Source organism: Terrimonas pollutisoli (assembly GCF_029360765.1).
In the GTDB taxonomy this organism is placed as follows: domain Bacteria; phylum Bacteroidota; class Bacteroidia; order Chitinophagales; family Chitinophagaceae; genus Terrimonas_B; species Terrimonas_B pollutisoli.
The window spans coordinates 145747-167882 of the sequence record NZ_JARKNA010000004.1 but is presented as its reverse complement, the minus strand read 5'-3'; the positions used below and the strand labels follow the sequence as shown (position 1 = coordinate 167882).

Sequence of the window (22136 nt, the reverse complement as noted above, 5' to 3'; positions counted from 1 at the left end):
AAGGTTCCATTCGGGCAAAATAGAATAAAAAATATACGAATGAAAAACGACCTGGTAAAAAAAATAGTTCCGCATGTAATCGCTGTACTTATTTTCTTAGTTGTTTCCGTTTTCTTTTGCAAACCTGTATTAGATGGCAATGTGCTCAACCAGCATGATGTGTTAGGCTGGAAAGGCGTCGCACAAAATGCGTTTGATTATAAAGAAAAACATGGACATTTTCCTTTGTGGAACTCCAATGTATTTAGTGGCATGCCGAATTACCAGATTGCAGTGGAAGGAAAAAGTATCTTACCTGATCTCAATAAAATTTTTTCATTAGGACTGCCTGATCCTATTCATTACTTCTTCCTGGCAGCCGTATTTTTTTATATACTCTGCCTGGCCCTCGGGATGAAACCCGTGGTTGGTATTTTCGGCGCATTAGCTTATGCTTTTTCAACATACAATCCCGTTATCCTTAGCGCTGGTCATATGACCAAGATATCAGCGATTGTATATATGCCCCTGTTGCTAACCGGCCTCATTCTCATTTTTGAAAAAAGGTATTGGCTGGGCCTGGCCATTGCCACCCTTGGCACCTATATGGAAATACTTGCCAATCATCCACAGATCAATTTTTATTTTTTTCTTGTAGCCGGCTGTGTCACGCTGGGATACCTGGCTACCTGGATAAAAAGAAAAGAATGGAAACATATAGCAATAGGATTTGGCATAACAGCGATTGCCGCAGTAGCAGGTGTAGCGGCTAATTCATTCTCTTTTTTGATCGGCTCCAGCTATGCCAAACATACCATACGTGGTGGTCAAAATATAAATATTGAAGGTGACAGTGTAAAAGTGAAAAAGACTTCAGGGCTTGACACTTCCTATGCTTTTCAATATAGCTTTTCGAAAGCAGAGCCATTGGTCATGCTGATGCCAAATGCTTTTGGCGGCAGCAGCGCCAACCCTCTTGATGAAAATTCAAATGTCATCAGGAAGTTAACCGCTAAAGGATTGCCTGAAAATTCAGCAGCACAGGTAGCAAGTGCGTTGCCCAGGTATTGGGGAGGACTTGAAAGCACCAGCGGCCCTGCATATATCGGCGTCATTGTTTGCTTATTGGCTTTACTCGGTTTTGTACTGGTAAAGCATCCGCTTCGATGGGGCTTGCTGGCAGCATCCGTTTTATCCATCCTGATGTCATGGGGTAAATTTTTTCCGGGGTTCAATGTTTTTCTTTTTGAGAACCTCCCGATGTACAATAAGTTCAGGGCGCCTTCTATGTCACTGGTGATGGCGCAGCTCACTTTACCGGTGATGGCAGTACTGGCCGTTCACCATTTATTCTTTACCGAAAACAGCCGTGAATACGTCAAAGCAAACTTCAAAAAAATACTCTATACACTTGGCGGCCTTGTTGTTTTAACCGGCCTGGTTTATATAGCCATGGACTATAGTTCGCCAATTGATGATTTTATGATTCAGCGTTTAAAAAGCATGGGTGCTGATGATGAAATTTCGAGAACCACCATTGCCGGCCTGAAAGCCGACCGCAGTGCCATGTTTGGCGGACAGGTATTGCGTACGATTATTTTTGCAGTATTACTATTGGGGTTATTTTGGGTCTATGTAAAGAGCATTTTAAAACCTTTTAGCATTGCAGTTATTCTTACCGTAGTAACGATAGCTGATTTATTAGTGATAGACAAAGACTATTTAAATGAAAACAACTATCAGTCTAAAGATGAGCAACAGGCAGAAAACTTTACTAAAACACCGATAGACGAACAAATACTGGCAGATAAAGATCTATCCTACCGGGTTTACAATGCAGGGCCGGATAGATTTAGTGCAAGTGATTTCCGGGTTTCCGCCTTTCATAAAGCTATCGGGGGATATCATCCTGCAAAACTCAGGATTTACCAGGATATCATTGAACGATACCTGTATGGTAATCCCAACCCGCAGGTGCTCAACATGCTAAATGCAAAATATGTTATCGCTCAAAATCCACAAAACGGTCAGCAAACGCTGATACCTAATCCTAATGCTTATGGGAACAGCTGGTTTGTAAAACATATCCGGTTTGTAAAAGATGATGTAGAGGAAATACAAACAATTGGAAAGACAGATTTAAAAGACACAGCCATTGTTCAGCAGGCATTTTCCGCTCATGCAGCGCAGCCGTCTTTTGATTCGGCTGCCACTATTGCCCTCACAAAATTCGATAATGATACAATGGAGTATTCCTCCAATGCACAAACACCCCAGTTTGCTGTATTTAGTGAAGTATATTACCCGGATGGATGGAACGCTTATATTGACGGCAAGAAAGTTGATTATGTAAAAACCAATTATGTATTGCGGGGCCTCTCCGTCCCTGCCGGCAAACACACTATCAAATTTGTGTTTGAATCGGAGATGTATAAAAAGGCAATGAGAATTTGTTATATCGCCTCTTATTTTATTTTGCTGCTAATTGTGTTGGGATTTTTTATGTCATGGTGGACGGGGGTTAAAAAAAGACGGGCAAAATGATACGCATTGCGTCTTTGGTGCCTTATCGTGTAATGCCGGCCAAAATGGGGGGGCAAAAAGCAATTTATTTTTTCCTTAAGTATTTTTCACGGCATTGCGATGTGATTTGTTATACCACTAAAAACAATAGCGAGCAAAGCCATGAACCATTTATAGTAAAAAAGATCCTTGGCACACACAACCTGCGTTATATAAACCCTGCTTACTTTTTCAAACTCAAAAGCGAATTTCGAAAAGAGAAAATCACTCACCTGCTGATGGAGCAGCCATACTACGGATGGTTGGCGATTTTGTTGAAAATAACTACAGGCGTGAAGCTCATTATACATTCCCACAATATCGAGGGGCTTCGCTTCCGGTCGACCGGCAAATGGTGGTGGCGGATAATGACCTGGTATGAACGTACTGTTCATAAAAATGCAGATTTCAACTTTTTTATCACTGAAGAGGATTTACTCCATGGAGTAAAAAACTTTGGCATACCCAAAGAAAAGTGTGCGGTGATAACATATGGTTCAGAAAAAAACGCACCGCCTTCTATTGAAGAAAAAAAAGCAGCCAAAAAAGAGATATGCAAGCAATTGGGCATTGCCGGCGACAATTATCTTTTGTTATTCAATGGGGCCCTGAACTATCTGCCTAATAAAAAAGGGTTAGATTATATACTTAAGCATATAAACCCGATGCTACTGCAGCAAAAGGACATACGCTATACTATTATTATTTGCGGCCCCCTGCTTTCACCTGAATACAATGAGCTAAAAGACTACAGGGATCGCAATATTGTCTATGCTGGTTTTGTCAATGAAATTGATACTTATTTTAAAGCTGCCGATATTTTTATAAATCCCGTCACCGATGGAGGCGGTATCAAAACAAAACTGGTAGAAGCATTAGCTGCAGGCTGCTCCGCTGTTTCTTTCGTCAACGGCGCCATCGGGGTACCGGCAGCCATCACCGGCAACAAATTGAGAATAGTTCCTGACTACGATAGTAAAGCGTTTTGTAAAAATATTATTGCTGCCGCCGAAAGTGTAGAAGATCGTATTCCTATGGACTTTTTTAATCATTTTTATTGGGACAATATAGCGAGACAAGCTTCCGACATTATTAAAACAAACCTGTGAATCCTACTATCTCCATCATAACGATTTGCTTTAACAACCTGGAAGACCTTATTATAACCTGCAAGTCCGTTGATATCCAGGATACCCCGCCTTATGAGCATTGGATCATTGATGGCTCAACCAATAACGATATCCGTAACTATCTGCAAAATCATGAGCTGCCAGCCTACCGAAAATGGATCAGCGAAAAAGACAGTGGAATAGGTGATGCGTTTAATAAGGGTATTTTGCGGGCGACCGGTACGATTGTAAACATGCTTAATTCCGGGGACACGTATGTTGATAACAACGTATTAAAGATGGCATCGACCGTCTTTTCGAACGACATTTCCCTGCAATGGCTACACGCAAAATATCAAATAATGAGAGGTGGCAAGTGGATCATTATTGGCAAGCCATTTGAAAAGGATAAGCTATATCGTGGTATGCGTAGCATTTGCCATCAAACCATGTTTGTAAAAAAGGAATTGCATGACAGACAGGGTCTTTATGATCCGGGTTTATCCATTGCAATGGATTATGATTTTCTTTGCCGCATTTATAAGGAAAAATTTCAATTTATACCCCAACCTTTTGTTGTGATGGCCCCCGCAGGAGTCAGTGCCACTCAATATCTGCTTTCGCTGAAACAAACCAAAGCAGTTTACTTACGGTATTTTGATTATTCGCTTAAGATAGATATATGGCAGCTACGTCTTAAAATTCTGCACCTGTTATTGAAATCACAAGTGGGAAAATGGTTATTTAATCTAAAAACAAAGCTAAAGCTGGAAAATATGTGAGCACTTTGCTCTTACATCGACTTTCTTATTTTGTACCGGTTCCAATAATAAACTGCTCTTTGTATAAATGTTCTTTTTGTATAAAAACACTCCACATTGGAATTATACATTTTCTTTGCATTTCGAAAATTAGCTCCATAATCTTCAAAAAGCTTTTTTAAATCCGGCCTGTCTTTCAATGTGTACCTCGTTCCATTCCTGGCTAATGAATTTATGTCATTTAAATTGAAAGAACTAAAGTGAAAAAAAATTAGCGGGTGGACCTTATTAACATAAAACCTGTTATCAATTACCTGATAATACCTTTCGTGTAAGTTCCAAAATGCCGCATTCATTCCAGGATGGTCAGAAATATGTACATTCTTATAATATACAGGCAAAAATCCAACCCATGACTGATCCACAAAAATACCCATCTGTGTCTCGGAATAGCAAAGAACTGCCAATCTCTCCTTCCACCAGTTCACAAAAGAAATACTTTGCTCACCTTTCCTTAAGGCAATAAAACCAAGATTATATATGCCATACTTCACAAACACCCGCTCCTGCGGAAATTGATCATCCAAAGGAATAGGAGAAAGTATATGGGGTGTAATCACAAAATCATGTACATCCAGCAAATTGATGACCTCGTTAAATGAGTTATACACGTATATATCCGGGTCGAGGTAAATAACTTTGCACTCATTATTATTAGCAAAAAAATAACTGATATAAAATGGCTTCACACTTGTATTAAGCTCTACTATTTTATACACTTTCACCATCTCGCTCAATTGTTCTGCCGGTACCACCTTGTCACAGGGCAATATATACAGATTATCCGCAGCGGGATATTTGATATCAGGAAGAATAACATCTACCAAACCGATATAAAAATCAAAATCAGGATTTTCCCGGATAAAGGACTCAGCTAAAAGTGATGCCTGCGCCAGATAATTATTGGAACAAATTGTAAATACTATTTTTTTCATTCTTGACGGTGAATAATGGAAATCAGGAAATAGAATGGCAAAGTTAACAGCATCCAAAAACAAGCGATTATTTTTTTTGCATAATGTCCGCCCCTCCAAATGACCGTTCTCATTTTTTTGAATGGATACCTCAACAGTATTTTCCGGAACAAATGAGCCAGGTTAGCAATGATTGAAATCTTACTAAGATTGCCATTCAATAAATAAGCACTTGCGATGTACGGATAATCATCCACCAACGCACTATCCCTGCTGCTTCCACTTAATCCGCCCGAAGTGTAAAAAGCAATCGTCACCGGCACAAATTGGGTACGAGCACCCCTCAACCAACAACGAAGATTGAAATCATAATCCGCTTCTGTTTTATACAAAAGATTGTAAATACCGATTTCAGCAAAAACCCCGGATTTATAAAAAACAGCCTGGTGACAAATATTTCTTGTCAACAGTTTTGAAATAGTAAATTTTCCATCATAAAATCTCCCATATTGCTCATACCACACATTGCCATAAACGATTGAAGCGGTCGTATTCTTCATTACTATTTGCAATTTCTCCAGTACATCGTCGGCATAAAAAAAATCATCTGCCCCTAAAAAGTACAACCATTGTCCTTCCGCAAGCCTGATTCCTTTATTCAACGCATCATAAACACCCGCATCGGGCTCAGAAAGAATTTTGATCCTGCTGTCACCGGCACTGAATTGTCTTAGAATATGCATTGTTTGATCCGTTGACCGGCCGTCAATGATCAGCAGTTCAAAGTCTTTAAATCGCTGGTTGATTATACTCCGGAGTGTTTTCTCAAGCGTTTGTTCTGCATTGAATGTAGCAATTACAATGGAAAAAAAAGGAGCTTTCATAGTTGTCCTCTACTGCTGAACTTTTGGATTTATCGCATATAACATTCCGTATTCATTTAGTGAATCGTCGCCGGGTGACAATACCAGGAAACGATTAGCCGATAAAATATCCTGTAAGGGTCTTTTCCCTTTAAAATGGTATTCAATCATAAAAATGTCAACCTTTTTCACCAACCCTGTTTCATCCAACCTTTCCATTATTTCATATTCCGCACCTTCACAATCCAGTTTCATGATAATTCCCGCCTCCGGATGGCTGTTTTTAATCTGATCAACTATAGCTGCAATATCCTTTATTTCAACCATCACTAATTTTTCTTTATCTGCACCTGGTGTTTTTTCTATAAAAGAAGCAGTGGTACTTCCACCCAAAGCCCCTCCGGTAGGGCAAGGCACCAGAAGCGACTCATCTTTTTTACCCAATCCATAATTATGAACTTCCAGTTTCGGCGAAAGCTCTGCATTTAAATTGATGTTTTCCCTAGCCATGTCAAAAGTATCTTTAAACGGCTCGAATCCATACACCTTGCTGATATTACTCATACCGGCAAAATACAGGCTGGCAGCGGCCACGTTCATCCCAACATCACAAACTACATATTCTCCCGGCATCATTACATCGTATAGCCTGTCAATAAATATTTCTTCGACGACTCTCAGATTATCATAATCATTCACAAACAGCTGTACTTTTTTTTCACTATTCCCGATAACCACCGTTTCCCTTTTATCATTTGCTTCGATAAACGATATTCCAGGTGCTTTAATAAATTTTATCAGCAACTCCCCGTGGTTACCAAACAATGCGAGCTGCTTTTTTGTAAATCGCTTGGCATATTTCTCAAATATTATTGCATTATCATTCTCAGTTGTTTCGGATGTCAAAAGAGGTGTGTATACTTCCGGCAATAATTGATAAGCCAATCTCTTATTCCCGATTCTTTTGCTTAAGCGCCACCAGGAAGTAAGCGGTTTTAAAAACTTTTTCATGTTTTTTTAATATTATCTTCGTCGCTGTAAGAAAGCAAGGTAAAGATATATGCTTAAAATAATCAGCCGGCCGATAAGTAAATTACTTCATGCGCTAGGCTATACCATTTCACCTATAGACAATTTAATTCCGCCATCAACGGGACCAAACTGGCTTGAAAAATTGAACATTCAAACTGTTATTGATATTGGCGCCAACGAAGGGCAATTCATAAAAAGGATAAAAAAGGTTCTCCCGGGGGCAAAAATATTTGCGTTTGAACCTATCCCCTCCTGTTTCAACAAGATTATAGCCGCTAATGCTGACGTTACGGCATTCAATATTGCCCTGAGCAATGAGGAAGGGAGCACGGAAATCAACATTAGTAACAACCTGGCCAGTTCATCTTTTTTAGAGATGAAGGAGCTTCATAAGACATCTTTTCCTGAAGCGGTCTTTGTTGGAAAAGAAACCGTCGCATTAAAACGACTTGATAATGTTCTTCTCGATTATAATCTAAAAAATAACTTGCTGATAAAACTGGATGTTCAAGGTTACGAAGAAAAAGTAATAGCAGGAGGTGAGAAAACCTTTGCAGCAGCTTCCGCTCTTATTATTGAAACTATTTTTGAGCCTTTCTATGAAAGTCAATGGCTCTTTGATGACATTTACAAACATTTTACAAACAACGGGTTCAAATTTATGGGCTTTGCCGAACAGGAACATTCAAGAACCTCGGGCATTCCACTTTTTGCAGATGCTATCTTTATCAAACAGGAATTCGTTCGACGGATTCTATGAAGGTTTACCGCGACAGCCATCTAAGTCTCATCGTTGAACCCATTTAGAATATTTACGTTTCGTTTACCGATATATTTTGGGTTTAATATAGATTTTTGCTTCCGGTGGCAATCATGGAGTTATCATTTTACTATCTAATCAGTGTAAATGTCCCCTTTCTAAAAACTTCGGCCTCGCATATCGTTTTAGCCTTTATCATGTATACATACACTCCTCCATCCTGCTCAACACCTTTGTAAGTACCATCCCAACATTGACCCGGATTTTTGGTGGTGAATATCCGTTCTCCCCAACGGTTGTAAATGCTAAACTCAAATTTTTCAATCACACCCCAGTATTTTACGCCATAACAATCGTTTAGCCCGTCGTTGTTAGGCGTAAAAGCATTGGGCATCAGGTAGCCGCCTTTATTTACATTATCAACTTTTACAGTAATCGTATCATATCCTGTGCAACCTTCCGTATCCGTCCCTTTTACGACATACGCAGTTGTTGTTGCAGGTGTGGCTACGGGGTTAGCTATTCCCGGATTATTTAAAGTTGGTGCGGGAGTCCATTCATATTGGGCAGCCCCCGTAACATTAAGTTGGCTACGATCATTGCTGCAATCAATATCATTAGACTTCACGGCATTTACTGTTGGTAAAGGCATCACCGTTAGCCGGGTTGATAATGTGGCAGACTGATTACAGGTTGTTTCCGTTATCGTGACCTTATAATCGGCAGTAACAGCAGGAGAAACCCATGGATTGGAAGCGATATTATCCAATCCTTCAGCGGGCTGCCAGGCATAAATATCCCCGCCAGCGGCATTTAACTGCACAGAATCGAAAAGACAAACTTTTCCGGGAGCATTGATTGAAAAAGCTGGATCAGGCCTTACAGACACACTCACAGAATCGAGATACTCACAGCTATTGGCATCCTTAATAGTTACGTAATATTTTGTATTGACAAGCGGAGAAGCTACCGGGTTTGCGATAAATTGATCACTTAAGGTAGCTGCAGGTGACCAACTATAGCTGTTTCCTCCTGTTACAAATAATTGGGCCCGGGCATTTTTGCAGATCATTGTGTCACTGGAAATAATAATAGCCGGCTTAGTATATACCTGGACAACAACGGTATCATTTGCCGAACAGCCGTCTTCAGTGCCTGTAACAATATACTCTGTTGAAACCGCAGGTTTAGCGACGGGGTTAGCGACGCCCGGATTGTTTAAAGTGGCTGCGGGAGCCCATACATATTGATCGGCCCCTGTTGCGTTCAGTTGGCTGCGGTCATTTCTACAATCAATATCATTCGCCTTAGCAGCATTTACTATTGGCAAGGGCTTAACAGTAATCCTTGCCGACAAGGCCTCCGATTGGTGGCAGGTATTTTCCGTTATAGTGACAGTATAGTCGGTAGTTACAGCAGGAGAAGCCGTTGGATTGGAGATACTGGTATTGCTCAATCCATTTGCGGGTTGCCAGCTATAAATATCCCCACCCGAAGCAATCAATTGTGCAGAATCGAAACGGCATACCGGTTGCGGGCTATTGATAGTGAAAACCGCATCAGGCCTTAGAGATACTTGTACAGAATCCAGGTGCTCACAGGTATTTGCATCAGTGATAGTAACATAATACTTCGTATTGACAAGAGGAGAAGCTACCGGGCTTGCAACAAGCGGATCATTTAATGTAGCTGCCGGAGACCAGCTATAACTGGCTCCGCCTGTTACAGACAGTTGGGCCAATGCGTTTTTACAGATCAATGTATCATCAGAAACTGCAATAGCCGGTTTTGCATAAATATTGACATGGACAGTATCCTTTGCCGAACATCCGTTGACGGTAGTGCCGGTAACAATATATGCTGTTGAAACTGCCGGCGATGCAACAGGGTTTGCAATAGCGGGAGCCGATAAACCTGTAGCGGGAGACCATACATAATTTTCCGCACCTGTTGCATTCAATTGAGCTGATTTTCCTGTACAGATGGAGGTGTCAACATTTGCCTGGACAAAAGGCTTCTCCACTTTTATTTTTACAGAATCTCTTTTTATAAATACCGGTGCAAAAGAAATATCATCCAATGCAAAATCATTGCCCTGCACCTGGGTGTTTTTATTTACGATTGAAATAACTGCTGTTGTATTATTTCCCGAATTCCATGTGGTATGGAATTGAGTCCATGTACAGGTAGGGAGGCTGGCCGTTATCAGCGAACCTGCGTCTTTTCCGTTAATAGAAAATTGTAATTGGGCAGGATTGGGTGGCCACAAAGCTTGTATCCAGGTTGAAAATGCATAGTTTGTATTGGGAGTTACATTCACTGTTTGCTTCCATACATTTACATCTACCGTAGGGGATCCATTTACCAGCATCATGTTTCCATTGCCGGCTGTATGATCTTTGCAGGCACTCAGGCTGCTATTCCAGCTTTGAGGATTACTCCCGACAAAATACTGCCCCTCTGTTGTATTGGAGCTGGCAAAATTATATCCTGAAGTAAATCCCGTATTTCCCTGTGAAAAATTTCCATTTGTAATAAGATTAGCACCCGTTACTTCTGCAGTGAAAAAATAAGTAATGTCTTGTGTAGCTGATGTGACAGGATTGGGTGAGTTGGGATTATCAAGGTAAGTAATGGGAGACCAGCAAAAACTTAATGCGGAAGCAGTGACCAGTTGCTTGGTAGTACCGTAGCAAATAGTTGTGTCGTTCGTTATAATAAGACTGTCATTGATAACATTTACAGAAATTTGTTTTTCAGTGCTGTCGGCACATCCTGCTATATTCTGAGTTTTTAGTTTAATTATATACGTATCAAAATCGGTATACGTAACAACCGGGTTCGGGTTGCCGACATTTGTTTGACCATCTCCGAAATCCCATTCATAGTTCTGAATATTTGTAAGATTCGTTTCAATTTGAATTGTTTTTGGGTTACAAGGATCCCTTTTAATAGAAAAATCAGGTCTTGACACAGGACACAGATCTTTATTTTGAAGAGGTGCATTCACTGCGTTTAGTACAGCGGATGAAGCCGGGAAACTTACATCACTAATAGTAGGCCATGTAAACGGTGAAACTGTAAAAACCGGTTGCTGAATTTTTAATGCAATATCCTCGACGTCACACACAGCACCCAGGGCTCCAGTGATATCGAAGCTTGTGATAAAGAAATCTTCCTGCCCATTGTCTATTGCTCCACCCACTGCCATTAATTGCTGGCCCGACACAGCCACCCGGTAAAGACGCCTTGCAGCTGCTGCATTAAATTTTTTTACAAAAACTCCTGAATTATCATCGTTAATACGATAGATGCATCCATCTCCATTTGTTTGATTCGTTGAGGTGCCTATAAAGCTACCGTCTGGTAAAACAGCCATTCCGGTATAAAAATCGTTGGTAGGAGGGTCAATAGAAATAAGCCGGCTTTTCCTGATATTGAAATCCTCATCCAGGTTGAGGATGGTGTGATTCATTTTTGTATAACTGCTATTATCAATTGTATGGAGCGAAACAATATAGCCAGGTTGTAAGGGGTCTTTGTGAATATATGGATTATATAATCCCCTGGTCGCAGGAGTCAACTTTTTTGCCATAATGAAAGTCCCATCGACCAATTTTAATTTCATCATTAAAGTTTCATAATTGTATATCGTATTTTGAAGATCGATGCTTACAATAAGGGTATCTCCTTTTTGAAATAGCCCAACCCCATTATCGCCGTCACCCCTGTCAAATCTTTTACTCCAAATCACATTGGCGGCGTTATCCAGCTTTATAACTACTGCGTCTGCTACTGTTCCTTCCACATTCAAAATTCCCGAAACAGCATAACCACCATCGCTTGTTTCAATGATATCCATTCCCAAATCGCCATTAACTGAACCTACACCCAGGATTTTTGACCATACCAGCGTTCCTGTGCTATTGATCTTCATGCATAAAATGTCACCCTTCGAATTGCTAAATGATTTTGTTTGACCAACAATCAGCAGGCCCCCATCTGCAGTAGGTGTAATTTTTCTAAGCAACTCTGTGTTATTATTGCCAAAAGTTTTAGACCATATCACTGATCCGGCCGCAGTAAGCCGGGAAACCAGGATATCATCGCTGGTAGAAAAACTTTTACTAACTCCTGCAACAAAAAACTCATTATTGGTTGTTGCCGCTACGTCATAAGCCCTGTCATATGCGTTTCCACCAAGAGCAAATTGAAATCCGCCACATCCCGAAGTTGGGAGAGGGCCAACTACTATCTCACAATCCTTAACTACAACCTGTTTACATAAGGACGCTTGAGTGGGCAATCCTTCATCTATTGTGAGATTTATATTGTATGTACCAGGAGTAGAATAAGTAACCGGCGGAGGATTTTGTAAAGAAGAGTTTGGTATGCTGCTGTTTGTACATCCCTGGAAACGAATCCTTGTAATGGTATTATTATTTACGTTTGTGATAAAACTGTACAGATCATTCCCCACTCTAAATAATTCAGAAATCGAATGCGGAAAATTCATATTGCCGGTATTACCTAAGGTAATCCCTGCAGGAACAGAAGTAATATTATTATTAAAATCAAGTTTAACCAGATCACTGTATCCATCTCCATTAACTGCTAAAGCTGTTATTTCATCACAGGCCTTCAGGATATAAATATCCCGTGTCTTATGCAAAACATTTCCCGGGTTACCCAAGTTCACAGCAGTAGGTGCATTCAATAAGGAATTACCAAAGTTGAGACGAACAAGAAAAGAATTGTCTACGTCATTCGTAATAAATACGTACCAGTTACCATTATCTTTCACCGCATTGATACCGGTTGGATAATTAAGTCCTCCCAGATTTCCTAAATTCACTCCGGTTGGTATGTTGTTGAAACTATTAGAAAAATTGAATCTCGTTATAGTATTATTTTGAGCGTTCACTGTAAATCCATACCAAATCCCATTTTCCTGGAATATATGAAGGTCAACCGGGTAAGCAAGGTTGCCTATGTTACCCCAATTAGTTCCCACAGGATTGATGTTTGTAATGTTAGGTCCGAAATCAATTTTTATTATTCTCGATGGAATACCCCCGTTGGCATCACCTCCAACCATAATCGCATACCATCTGCCTTCATTTCTTACAACCTGAATCCCTTCAATAGTGCCGGGTATAACACCCCCGACGTTTCCAAGGTTTACAACCGTCGGATTATTGAGTAATGAATTTCCAAAATCCAATCTCACCAATCCTCCTGGCCAGTTATTCGATACGAACACATAATAGTTACCGTTATCATTTACTACATCAGAGAAAACCGGTAATGATAAGCTTCCACCAGGATTGCCAAGGTTAACAGCAGATGGAATCACATTAGGATCTGCAGCGCAAAAATTCCAGTAACTACTCGTAGCATTCAACGATATATTCGAAATATTCACAGGTGTATTGACACAAACCGTATCAGGCATAGTAAATCCTGCCTGTACATTTGTAACCGTATTACAAGAAGATGGAGTAAGGGAACAAGCTGGATTAGAAACTCCGCTGATTGCCCCACCACCTATCGTTCCATTGAAAGCTACATTTCCTTGCTTGTTGGCAAGATCATTAAAACTATAGTAGGCGACAAGCCCTGTTTGAGTAGTTGGGTTTGGCAATGCCTTATCCATATATGCCTGTATCTGCGACTGCGATCTTGCAACTTTCCATATCCTAACCTCGTTTGTATAACCCAGGAATTGATTATTAGCAGGGTCAGTGTTACCAGCAAGTTGGGCGATTGTGGTTAACAGGTCATTGTTTACTATATTTCCTGTACAGGCGACCTGACTCATTAAAAAACCATTTCTATAAAACTTTAAGGTCGTACCGTCATATACCATCGCCACATGATAGGTTTTGTTCAACTCCGGAACACAGGTTTGAAATATCGCTTTATATCCGCTGGTACTCGTGGTTATTTCACATCCGTTCGGTAACAGTGCATAGTTTACATTCGTTTGATCTGTATGTTTTGAAACCAGGTGCCCATAGTAAAGGCCATTATTTAAGGCAGCCGTCCGGTTAAACATTGCCTCAACAGTCAGTTGATTTCCGGCCACGTCGACATCTCCGACAGTAACTTTTGCTCCTTGCGAAGGCAACGAAAGGGCATTGTCACAAGACTGTGACAATGCCCTTTGGGAAAGTATAATATTCAGAAAAAATAAACAAAGAAAGAATTGCTTTCTCAGTACGTTTTGGTTCATATAACGGATGGCTAAGAATAAGGTGGAAATGTGGTAAAACGCTAAAATAGCCTAAATCTTTATAATCTAATAGTACAGCAGGAACTCAAATTTCACATCAACATTTTCTAAAAACAAAAACTTCCAAATGAAATGGAAGTTTTTGATAGAAATATGATAAAAAAATTATATCAGTGTTTGTTCTCCTTCAAAAAATGCTGATACGCCTTTGCCAACCCATTTTTCAGGGAAACTTTATGCGTCCAACCCATTGCATGCAGGCGGGTGTTATCCATCAATTTGCGGGGAGTGCCATCCGGCTTTGATGTATCAAATTTAATTTCTCCTTCGTATCCTGTCACTTCTTTTACAATTGATGCCAATTCTTTAATTGATACTTCTTCCCCGGTACCCGCATTGATAAATAATTTTCCGTCATACTTCTCCATCAGGAAAAAACACGCATCAGCCAGGTCATCCACATACATGAATTCACGCAATGGCGTACCCGTTCCCCATATTTCAACATGGTCGGCCTTATTGACTTTTGCTTCGTGAAACTTGCGAAGCAACGCTGGTATAACGTGGGAGTTTTGCGGGTGGTAATTATCGCCCTGCCCATATAAATTAGTGGGCATGGCAGAAATAAAATTGCAACCGTACTGATCCCTGTAGGCCTCGCAAAGCTTGATACCAGCTATTTTTGCAATCGCATATGGTTCATTGGTTGGTTCGAGCAAACCTGTCAACAAATACTCTTCATCTAATGGTTGCGGAGCCAATTTTGGATAAATACAAGAGCTCCCCAGGAATAGTAATTTTTTTACACCATTTACATAAGAAGCCTGGATAATGTTCGATTCTATCATCAGGTTATTATAGAGAAACTCAGCTCTATAAATATTGTTGGCCATGATGCCACCTACTTTGGCCGCAGCGAGAAAAACATACTCAGGTTTTTCGGTTGCAAAAAAATCGTTCACCGCCTGCTGATTGCAGAGATCCACCTCTGAAGAAGTACGGGTAACGACATTGGAAAAACCGTCCTGCTGCAATTTTCTTACTATGGCAGAACCCACCATCCCGCGATGACCCGCTACAAAGATTTTACTATTTTTTTCCATTACTCGAATTGCCTTAAAGTGTTATAACCTGAATCTTTCAGAATTACGTCCTTGCGGAAATTATCGATATCTGATTCCACCATTTCTTTTACCAGTTCACTCAATGTATATTTTGCCGTCCACCCCAGCTTTTGTTTTGCTTTGGTAGGGTCACCTAATAACAGGTCAACTTCGGTAGGCCTGAAATAACGTTTATCAACTTCCACCACTACTTCTCCTTTTCGCAAAGGAATGTCCGGAAGTGAAACTTCTTTCACAACGCCTTTTTCATTTTCACCCTCACCTTCAAAATCAACCGTAACGCCTGCATGCGCAAAAGCCAGCTTTACAAAATCCCTTACAGCTGTCGTTGTCCCGGTTGCAATTACAAAATCTTCCGGCTCGTCCTGCTGGAGAATAAGCCACATAGCTTCCACATAATCTTTGGCATGACCCCAGTCACGCTTAGCATCCAGGTTTCCCAACCAAAGTTTTTTCTTTAATCCCAAAACTATTTCAGCCACGCCCCGGGTGATCTTACGTGTTACAAAAGTTTCACCTCTTAATGGACTTTCATGGTTAAACAAAATTCCATTGCACGCATACATGCCATAAGCTTCCCGGTAGTTTACGGTAATCCAATAAGCATACAATTTAGCTACGCCGTATGGAGACCTGGGATAAAAAGGTGTTGTTTCATTTTGAGGAACTGCCTGCACTTTACCATACAATTCAGAAGTTGAAGCCTGGTAGATCCTTGTTTTTTTTGCTAATCCCAAAATTCTCACCGCTTCGAGAATGCGTAAGGTTCCGGCAGCGTCAGTATTAGCAACATATTCTGGTTCATCGAAACTTACCTGTACATGGCTCATGGCCCCCAGGTTGTAGATTTCATCCGGCTGCACCTGTTGAATGATACGGATAATATTGGTAGAATCTGTCAGGTCACCGTAATGCAGAACCATTTTCAGGTTAGATTCATGAGGATCCTGGTAAAGGTGATCGACACGCTGGGTATTGATAAGGGATGTACGACGCTTGATCCCGTGAACTTCATAGCCCTTGCTTAATAGTAATTCAGCAAGGTAGGCACCATCCTGGCCGGTGATGCCGGTGATAAGGGCTTTTTTCATTCCGCTTTTAATTTCCGCAAATATAAAGTCCGGTTATCATAATTCATAACCCGCAACATACCGCCTTCAGGGTATAATGAAGCTTAAAAACTTTTGTAACCCCTGTCTTTTCCTTTCATCAAGACCATAGCTGAGATGAATAGTGTAATATTTCTTCAAATCATACAGGTCAAATGCTGTTTCCCGGACGATTTCATCAATATGATTTAATCCCATTGCATTGGCCTCATCAAAAATCCGTACAAACGCCTCCGGCAAAGGCCTTTTGCTTACCCATGCTGCAAACACAAAGGGCAGCCCCGTAATTGCCCGCCACTCACTACCCAGATCATAAATAAAGGTGGATATTTTTCGTTGTTCCAACGCCCGGTCACCGATCACTAATCCCGCTGTAGTTCCCTTTATTTCCTGCCGGTAGCTCTCATCCAGTGCCTGTTTTATCTCAGGATTTATGCCCCATGACTCCTTCATAAGCCATTTCAATAAGGCAACTGACGACCTGCTTTGATAATCGAGGTAAACCGTTGTTATTTCCTTCATCGGCACTTCACTGAACAAACATACGGATGCCACCTCTCCTTCGGCGCCAATACAAAAATTTCCATTAATATGATAAGAGGATAATTGAGGAATGACCGCTACCGGTATCAACCCTACATCAATTTGATCATCGGAAAGCATCTGGGCCAGCTTCGACGGGTAAGCACCGATCAAATCGATCAATTTATTGATCGGTTCCTTTTGTAATCCGTAGATCAGGGGTTTTGTATTCAGGTAATTTACGATGCCCACCCGAACTTTTCTTTCATCACTTCCATCGAACGGCGACAAGCTAATTTCTTTCATCCGCTATATTCTTTTTTGAGGCCGGAGCCAACACCGTCCTTATCGGCAGAGTCTTGCAAAACTTCATTCTCATATTGAGGGAAATAAAGATGCCCGGTTTCATTACTACAATTTGTGTTCTTTATCTTTGCCGCAAAGATATACCAAGTTGTTTCTCGTTTATGGTTTATAATATGTCGCTAAAGCCTGCAGGTGTTGTTAACTATAAGCCAAAAACAAAAAACAAAAAACTTTCTCATGGAACTATCAGCACTAACCGCTATTTCTGCCGTTGACGGCCGCTACAGAAGACAAGTTCAACACCTCGACGAATATTTTTCGGAATATGCTTTAATCAAATACCGGATACTGGTTGAAGTAGAATACCTGTTGTTTTTGGAGAGAAAAAAATTTTTCAAATTATCCGGCAAAACCATTAAAAGTCTTACTAAACTCGCCGAAAGCTTTGGTCCCGAAGATGCCCAGGAAATAAAACAAATTGAATACATCACCAACCATGATGTAAAAGCCGTAGAATATTACCTGAAAAATGAATTAGAAAAAACGGATGGCAAATCGGTCAAAGAGTGGATCCACTTTGGACTGACTTCGCAGGATATCAACAATACAGCTATTCCTTTACTTTGGAAACATGCAATCGAATATGAATATCTTCCGGGTTTGCTTAACCTGAATACGCAACTAAGGTTACTGGCAGAACAATGGAAGGACATCCCGATGCTTGCCCACACACATGGACAACCAGCCAGCCCGACAAAACTGGGTAAAGAAATAATGGTCTTTGCGGAAAGAATACAAGCGCAGATAGAACAATTCATCACGGTACCTTTTAGTGCGAAATTTGGCGGAGCCACCGGAAATTTTAATGCCCATCATGTCGCTTTCCCAAAAATTGATTGGATAAAACTGGGTAACGAGTTTACCGATCACCTTGGATTAAGCCGCCAGCAATTCACTACGCAGATTGAACATTATGATAATCTCGCAGCTCATTTTGATTGCATGAAAAGGGTCAATAATATCCTGATCGATTTTTGCCGGGATATATGGACCTATGTATCGATGGAATACTTCAAACAGAAAACAAAAAAGGGTGAAGTGGGTTCATCCGCCATGCCACATAAAGTAAACCCCATCGACTTTGAAAATGCAGAAGGAAACCTGGGAATTGGCAATGCAATCTTTGAACATCTTTCATCAAAGCTACCTGTATCGAGGTTGCAGCGGGACCTAACCGATTCTACGGTGCTTCGCAATATTGGTGTTCCTTTTGCCCATACCATTATTGCTTTTAAATCCATCGAAAAAGGATTGGAAAAACTAGTCATCAACGACGCGAAGATTCACGAAGATCTTGAAAGTAATTGGGCCGTAGTTGCAGAGGCCATACAGACCATCCTGCGAAGAGAGAACTACCCTCAACCCTATGAGGCCTTAAAAGATTTAACAAGAGGTGCTGCCAAAATTGACCAAAAGACCATTCATCAATTTGTAGACGGATTAAAAATCAAAACCGAAGTAAAGAAAGAATTAAAGAAAATTACACCGCATAATTATACGGGTGTTGCTGCGAAATTTTAAGGCCGGAAGTCTTTTTTCAAATAAATAAAACGGGACAGCTTTTTCCCATCCTCTTCTGTTTCATCAAATGGGTCAAATCCCGCCTTTAGCAATACTTTTTGCGAAGCTAGATTGGCGATTTCAGTGACGGCATAAATCTCGTCCAGCCCGGTTTTGGAAAATACATAAGCGAGGCCTCCATGTGTGAGCTCGGTTGCATAGCCTTTTCCCCAATTTGATTTTAACAAAGCATAGCCCAGCTGCATTTTATCCGTTTTTTCTATGGGAATTAGCGCAAATGAACCAACAAAATCACCGGTTTCTTTTTCATTAACGGCCCAGCGGCCATACAAAGGAAAATTTTCTGCATACTGAATCACTTCCAGTAAAAATTGATCGGCTTCTTCCCTGGTTTTAGCAGGTCTTATGTACCGCATGATTTCCTCGTCACCATTTAACAAAAAGAAATTATCGGCATCTGCTTTTGTGTAATGCCGGACAATCAATCTTTCTGTTTCAAATAAGATCATGCGGTTTCCTTATGAATTTCCGAGGTAAAATGGAAAGTAATATCGGGATTGTTATTTATTTCCGTATTCAGGAACCATTCGCTTTGGGCTAAATAAACCATGTGGCCATCCTTGTCTGCGGCAATATTGGCCTGCTTGAACCGGGAGAATTCCAATAGCTTTTTCTCGTCGGTTGTTGTCAGCCAGCAAGCCTTATAAAAAGGCAAAGCGTTAAAGACAACCGAAGCGCCATATTCATGCAACAGGCGATATTGAATCACTTCGAACTGGAGTTCGCCGACGCAACCGATAATTTTTTTATTGCCACCAAATTGAGTAAACAATTGCGCCACACCCTCATCAGTAAGCTGCAAAAGTCCTTTTTCCAATTGTTTGGTTTTCATCGGGTCTTTATTCACCACCTCCTTAAATATTTCAGGTGAAAAAGAAGGGATTCCTGTAAAATAAAAATCTTCTCCTTCTGTCAGTGTATCACCAATTTTAAAGTTCCCGGTATCAAAAAGCCCCACAACATCACCTGGAAAAGCCTCTTCGATTACATCCTTGCTACGGGCCAAAAATGAATAAGGGTTGCTGAAGCGAACATCTTTATCCAGCCTTACATGATGATAATACTTATTGCGTTCGAACCTGCCCGAACACACCCGCATAAAGGCTATCCTATCACGATGTTTGGGATCAAGATTGGCATGTATCTTAAAAATGAAACCGCTTAGTTTGTCCTCTTCCACACTTAGGAACCGCTTTGTTGTTTCCCGGCTTCTTGGAGTTGGTGCAATACGGATAAATGTGTTCAGCATTTCCCGTACTCCAAAATTATTAACCGCACTTCCGAAGAAAACCGGCGCCACTTTTCCCGCCAGGTAATCTTCCACCTTTAATTCGCCATGAACCGTGTCTACCAATTCCACATCTTCTCTCAATGTATTTGCATCATTATCGCCAATTGTCTGCTCAAGAATCGGCAAACTCAGGTCCTGGATCTTTAATACATCTTCCTCTGAAGCCTTCGTGTTAGCTGTAAATAAAACAAGGCTTTTATCGTCCAGGTTGTACACTCCTTTAAACTCTTTACCACTGTTAATGGGCCAGGTCATGGGATGAAGTGATATTTTCAGTTCTTTTTCGATCTCCTCCAACAGGTCGAAACGGTTTTTACCATCCCGGTCCATTTTATTAATAAATACAATTACCGGCGTATCCCTCATGCGGCAAACCTCCATTAGCCTTCTTGTCTGTTCCTCTACCCCATTTACGCTATCCACTACCAGGATAACGCTGTCCACAGCGGTCAGTGTGCGGTAGGTATCTTCCGCAAAGTCTTTGTGACCGGGTGTATCCAGCAGGTTAATCAGGATGCCGTCATACTCAAAGCTCATAACAGAAGTGGCGACGGAGATACCTCTCTGCCGCTCGATCTCCATAAAATCGCTGGTTGCGTGTTTCTTGATCTTATTGCTTTTAACAGCACCCGCCACCTGAATGGCGCCGCCGAATAACAGCAATTTTTCTGTTAATGTTGTTTTACCCGCATCCGGGTGACTGATAATTGCAAATGTTCTACGCCGGCTTATTTCGTGATGATATTTCATGATTCGGTCCACAGTCCATGGACGACAGTCCATAGCACTCTTTTTAAGGCGGCAAAGTTAAGGTTTGAAAGCCTGACATCCAGAACCGGACAGAGATAGTTTAAGGGTTAATTCGGCGAAATTATTGTCAAAATATAGCGATGGCTTTTGCTTTATCCAGCAATTTTTCCTTCTGGCCCTGGATATTGCTCTCCAGTTCTTTTAGCGCCTGGTATTCATCTTTTGCATCGGGTACAAAATCTTTCCTGAAATGTTTAATTTTTTGATGAAGCATTTCATGGTCCTGCCAATCGCCCAGGTTATTTAAAATCTTTTTTATTTTCTTCACCTGATCTGTGTTCATCAAAACACCTGCTGGTGCGATTTCAACCCAATAGAAGATGTCTTTAAAAATTTTACGTATTTGATGCGTATCCCGGTTAAAGTGATTTATATGCCGCCCAGCTTTTTTAAACTCCTTTTCAATAACGATCTTAAATTTATGCATCAGCTCTTCCCGGTCCGCATCTTTAAGATCCTGCTCCAACTGGTAAGTTAACCCGGTCAATTCATTTTCGTCATATTCCAACATAGCAGCCTGCAACCATTTTCCCTGTTGTAAAAGCGCAATAGCGAGATAATCGCTAAAAACTTTGTAACTGGTATTATTTTCTTTTTCAAAACGACCAAGCAGGTCAAGCCCCATTTCGATATCCCGGTACTTTCCCATTACGCTGAATAATTTTTCCGTTCCGTCAAACGCAAGACTGTAGTTGTCCTGCCGGGCTATATTCAGCAATTTAAGGTAAGAACGCATTTTTTTTACCGCCACCCGCAGGTCATGTACCGCCTCAGTTTGCTTTTGCTTTTTCACCAACGCAAGATTTTGCTGAAAAACCTGTACTTGTTTTTTCCATTGACGTACTATAAAAAGGCTGGCAGACATCGCAATCCAAATTTAAGACATAGGCTATGCAGTAAATTATCAAATCTTTTCCCAGATGCAAAAGCATTACAAAACCTTTTTGGGAATATTATTCATAAGCCAACTAACAATAACATATAAATTAAAAAATATATCACGGTAAAAACCCAGCGCTTCAAAAGTATTCTTACTTAATTTCTTTAAAAAGATATTA

At 40.7% G+C, this 22136-nt stretch carries 15 protein-coding genes; 5 read left to right on the top strand and 10 right to left on the bottom strand.

Annotation, left to right across the window (positions count from 1 at the left end):
* Positions 1-39: 39 nt before the first annotated feature.
* Genes P2W73_RS09305 through P2W73_RS09295 form a run of 3 tightly spaced genes read left to right on the top strand, consistent with a single transcriptional unit; the run spans position 40 to position 4432 of the window.
* A complete protein-coding gene (locus tag P2W73_RS09305) occupies positions 40-2523 on the top strand; it encodes a YfhO family protein (protein WP_276501750.1) in 2484 nt (827 codons plus the stop codon).
* Complete coding sequence (locus tag P2W73_RS09300; RefSeq protein WP_276501749.1) at positions 2520-3650, top strand: glycosyltransferase family 4 protein; 1131 nt, start codon at positions 2520-2522, stop codon at positions 3648-3650. Before P2W73_RS09305 ends, P2W73_RS09300 begins: the two co-directional genes overlap by 4 nt.
* Positions 3647-4432: a glycosyltransferase gene (locus P2W73_RS09295; protein WP_276501748.1), complete on the top strand. Its 786-nt coding sequence runs from the start codon at positions 3647-3649 to the stop codon at positions 4430-4432. Before P2W73_RS09300 ends, P2W73_RS09295 begins: the two co-directional genes overlap by 4 nt.
* 11 nt (positions 4433-4443) lie before the next feature.
* Here the strand turns inward: P2W73_RS09295 and P2W73_RS09290 are convergent, their stop codons facing one another.
* Genes P2W73_RS09290 through P2W73_RS09280 form a run of 3 tightly spaced genes read right to left on the bottom strand, consistent with a single transcriptional unit; the run spans position 4444 to position 7259 of the window.
* Entirely contained in the window at positions 4444-5406 is a 963-nt protein-coding gene (locus tag P2W73_RS09290; RefSeq protein WP_276501747.1) for a hypothetical protein, read from the bottom strand.
* Positions 5403-6269 (bottom strand): glycosyltransferase family 2 protein, encoded by an 867-nt coding sequence (locus tag P2W73_RS09285; protein WP_276501746.1) that lies wholly within the window; start codon positions 6267-6269, stop codon positions 5403-5405. The genes P2W73_RS09290 and P2W73_RS09285 overlap by 4 nt, the downstream gene beginning before the upstream one ends.
* A 9-nt stretch (positions 6270-6278) precedes the next feature.
* A complete protein-coding gene (locus tag P2W73_RS09280) occupies positions 6279-7259 on the bottom strand; it encodes an FkbM family methyltransferase (RefSeq protein ID WP_276501745.1) in 981 nt (326 codons plus the stop codon).
* A 49-nt stretch (positions 7260-7308) separates the two neighbouring features.
* Between P2W73_RS09280 and P2W73_RS09275 the strand changes: the two genes are divergently transcribed.
* Positions 7309-8040, top strand: a complete 732-nt coding sequence (locus P2W73_RS09275) for an FkbM family methyltransferase (protein ID WP_276501744.1) — start codon at positions 7309-7311, stop codon at positions 8038-8040.
* A 130-nt stretch (positions 8041-8170) separates the two neighbouring features.
* Here the strand turns inward: P2W73_RS09275 and P2W73_RS09270 are convergent, their stop codons facing one another.
* The 4 genes from P2W73_RS09270 to P2W73_RS09255 all read right to left on the bottom strand — a co-directional run bounded on the left by P2W73_RS09270 (position 8171) and on the right by P2W73_RS09255 (position 17336).
* Positions 8171-14275, bottom strand: a complete 6105-nt coding sequence (locus P2W73_RS09270) for a T9SS type B sorting domain-containing protein (RefSeq protein WP_276501743.1) — start codon at positions 14273-14275, stop codon at positions 8171-8173.
* 170 nt (positions 14276-14445) lie between these two features.
* Complete coding sequence (fcl, locus tag P2W73_RS09265) at positions 14446-15378, bottom strand: GDP-L-fucose synthase (RefSeq protein WP_276501742.1); 933 nt, start codon at positions 15376-15378, stop codon at positions 14446-14448.
* Positions 15378-16490, bottom strand: coding sequence for a GDP-mannose 4,6-dehydratase (gmd, locus tag P2W73_RS09260; protein WP_276501741.1), 1113 nt, complete (start codon positions 16488-16490; stop codon positions 15378-15380). Before gmd ends, fcl begins: the two co-directional genes overlap by 1 nt.
* Before the next feature lie 66 nt (positions 16491-16556).
* A complete protein-coding gene (locus P2W73_RS09255; protein ID WP_276501740.1) occupies positions 16557-17336 on the bottom strand; it encodes a menaquinone biosynthetic enzyme MqnA/MqnD family protein in 780 nt (259 codons plus the stop codon).
* Positions 17337-17573: 237 nt separating this feature from the next.
* Here P2W73_RS09255 and purB point away from each other — a divergent pair, with 237 nt between their 5' ends.
* Complete coding sequence (gene purB, locus P2W73_RS09250; RefSeq protein ID WP_276501739.1) at positions 17574-18917, top strand: adenylosuccinate lyase; 1344 nt, start codon at positions 17574-17576, stop codon at positions 18915-18917.
* On the opposite strand, the gene P2W73_RS09245 is transcribed toward purB, so the two are convergent.
* The 3 genes from P2W73_RS09245 to P2W73_RS09235 form a co-directional block, all read right to left on the bottom strand.
* Positions 18914-19426: a GNAT family N-acetyltransferase gene (locus tag P2W73_RS09245; RefSeq protein WP_276501738.1), complete on the bottom strand. Its 513-nt coding sequence runs from the start codon at positions 19424-19426 to the stop codon at positions 18914-18916. The genes purB and P2W73_RS09245 overlap by 4 nt on opposite strands.
* The gene (locus P2W73_RS09240) at positions 19423-21018 is read right to left on the bottom strand and encodes a peptide chain release factor 3 (RefSeq protein WP_439145491.1); all 1596 of its coding nucleotides are present in this window, start codon (positions 21016-21018) and stop codon (positions 19423-19425) included. Before P2W73_RS09240 ends, P2W73_RS09245 begins: the two co-directional genes overlap by 4 nt.
* Positions 21019-21145: 127 nt before the next feature.
* Positions 21146-21943, bottom strand: a complete 798-nt coding sequence (locus P2W73_RS09235) for a CHAD domain-containing protein (protein WP_276501736.1) — start codon at positions 21941-21943, stop codon at positions 21146-21148.
* Positions 21944-22136: the final 193 nt, after the last annotated feature.